Source organism: Vibrio fujianensis, assembly GCF_002749895.1.
Classification (GTDB): Bacteria; Pseudomonadota; Gammaproteobacteria; order Enterobacterales; family Vibrionaceae; genus Vibrio; species Vibrio fujianensis.
In genome coordinates this window covers 1-2,314 of record NZ_NBUS01000032.1, presented here as the reverse complement: position 1 = coordinate 2,314, position 2,314 = coordinate 1, and the positions used below count along the sequence as shown (strand labels likewise).

At 43.6% G+C, this 2,314-nt stretch carries 3 protein-coding genes; 2 read left to right on the top strand and 1 reads right to left on the bottom strand.

The genetic code is table 11. The features are described from left to right. Both proX and B7C60_RS01335 read left to right on the top strand, forming a co-directional pair. Window positions 1-941 (top strand): glycine betaine/L-proline ABC transporter substrate-binding protein ProX (gene proX / locus B7C60_RS01340; RefSeq protein WP_245868363.1); only part of this gene is annotated, 941 nt, incomplete at its 5' end. 55 nt (window positions 942-996) lie between these two features. Beyond that, window positions 997-1,488, top strand: a complete 492-nt coding sequence (locus B7C60_RS01335) for a MarR family winged helix-turn-helix transcriptional regulator (protein WP_099610106.1) — start codon at window positions 997-999, stop codon at window positions 1,486-1,488. A 75-nt stretch (window positions 1,489-1,563) separates the two neighbouring features. Here B7C60_RS01335 and B7C60_RS01330 read toward each other — a convergent pair. Beyond that, on the bottom strand, window positions 1,564-2,314 hold a 751-nt coding region (locus B7C60_RS01330), incomplete at its 5' end, for a methyl-accepting chemotaxis protein (protein ID WP_245868362.1).

Genomic DNA, 2,314 nt, shown 5'->3' with positions numbered 1-2,314 from the left:
CTGCTTGGGCTAAACTTCCCGGCGAAGGGATTACTGTACAGCCAATACAATCCACCGTTGCAGAAGAAACCTTCCAAACTTTAATTGTCAATAAAGCCATGGAAGCTTTGGGTTATCACGTACTGCCTACCAAAGAAGTTGACTACAACGTAGGCTATACCTCAATTGCAGAAGGTGATGCGACCTACTTGGCGGTGAATTGGCAGCCATTGCATGATGATAAATACCTCGCCTCTGGTGGTGATGACAAATTCTATCGTCAAGGCACATATATCTCCGGAGCCGCTCAAGGTTACTTGATTGATAAAAAAACCGCTGAGAAATATCACATTACCAACATCGGTCAGCTCAAAGATCCCAAAATTGCAAAACTCTTTGATGCCAATGGTAACGGAAAAGCCGACTTAACCGGTTGTAATCCAGGCTGGGGATGTGAAAGTGTGGTTGAATACCAACTCGATACTTTTGGCCTACGTGATACGGTAACCCACAATCAAGGCAACTACGCAGCTATTATTGCTGATACCATCTCTCGCTATAAAAAAGGCGATCCGATTATTTACTACACATGGACACCTTACTGGGTGAGTGGTGTTTTAGTTCCAGGAAAAGATGTGGTGTGGCTAGAAGTGCCATTTTCAGCGCTACCAGGGAATCAAAAGGGAATTGATACGACGCTACCAAATGGTAAAAACTACGGTTTCCCAATTAACTCGATGAATATTATCGCCAATAAACAATTTGCTATGGAAAACCCAGCAGCAGCGAAATTGTTTGAAATCATGAAATTAAGCATCAACGATATCAGTGCACAAAATATGCTGATGAGTCAGGGTAAAAATTCAGCACGAGATATTGAATCTCATGCCAATGGTTGGATCAAAGCTAACCAAGCATTGTTTAACTCATGGATAGCAGCTGCCACACAAGCAGCGCAATAACTCGGTGATCGTTAATAGAGGCTGCTTGAGCAGCCTCTTCCTTATGGAGGAAAAATTGGATATTCACGAAGAAGTACTCGTATCAGTGCGACAAATTATTCGCGCGATTGATCTACATTCAAAACAGTTGAATAAAACGTTTGGCCTAACGAGCCCACAACTGTTATTGATGCGAGCCATTAATAACTCGCCTAATATGACCATTCGCCAACTGTCAATAGCAACCAATATGAGCCAAGCAACAGCGACCAGTATTTTAGACCGCTTAGAGAAACGGCAGCTTGTCCTGCGTACACGAGATACTGATGATAAAAGAAAGGTACATGCGATGCTCACGACCACTGGACAAACCTTGCTACAAACTGCACCACAGCTTATGCAACAAGACTTTATTCAACGATTTCAATCATTAGCTGGTTGGGAACAAACTCTACTGCTCTCTTCACTACAACGCCTCTCTAAAATGATGAATACCTCTGATTTAACTGATGATCCATCGCAACGGACATTAAATAAACCCGCTTTGCCGCCGCCTAATCACCGTTAGCATCATGGTTTTTTTAAGTAACCCCAGCCAACAAACTTTCTTGATCGTTTCAATGATCAAGAGAGCAAGCTTCATTTATGCGGTGACAAAGTGATGAACCTTATCTCGCAGCTCACCAGAGGCTTGGCTCAACATTTCGCTCACTTCTCGAGCCTGCTTTGCCTGCTGCTCTAAATCCTGTGTATCGCCACTTAAGCTATGGATACTTTGCTTCGTTTGCTGAGCAACCAAAGCCTGCTGCTCACTGGCCGTGGTGATCGAACGATTCACTTGTGCTACATCTTCAAATGCTTGCCGAATATGATTTAAAACTTGTTCCGATTGATTAGAAAAATCGACACTTTCTAGTGCTTGTTGATTCGCAGACTGCATGGCGTTCACCGCATTATCCGCGCCTTGTTGTAAACGCGACAAAACATCACTAATCGAGCGAGTCGCTTTTTCTGTGTTACCCGACAAATTACGCACTTCATCAGCGACAACCGCAAATCCTCGTCCGGCCTCGCCAGCACGTGCGGCTTCTATCGCAGCATTAAGCGCTAATAAGTTGGTTTGTTCAGCAATATTTTGTATCACACCCAACACTTGGGTAATTTCTGTCGACTCTTGATGTAAGTGCCGAATAATTTGAGCAGAATGATCTATTGCATTGGCTAAGTTTTTTATCCGCATACTGGCTTGTTGAACGGTATTTGCACCTTGTAAACTAAGCTCATCAGCTTGTGTTACCACCGTTTGTGCATATTGAGTATGTTGACTTACCGCACTAATCGCTTGGCCCATTTCTTCCATAGCTTGGGTCACGGACTCGGTTTGTAAAGATTGG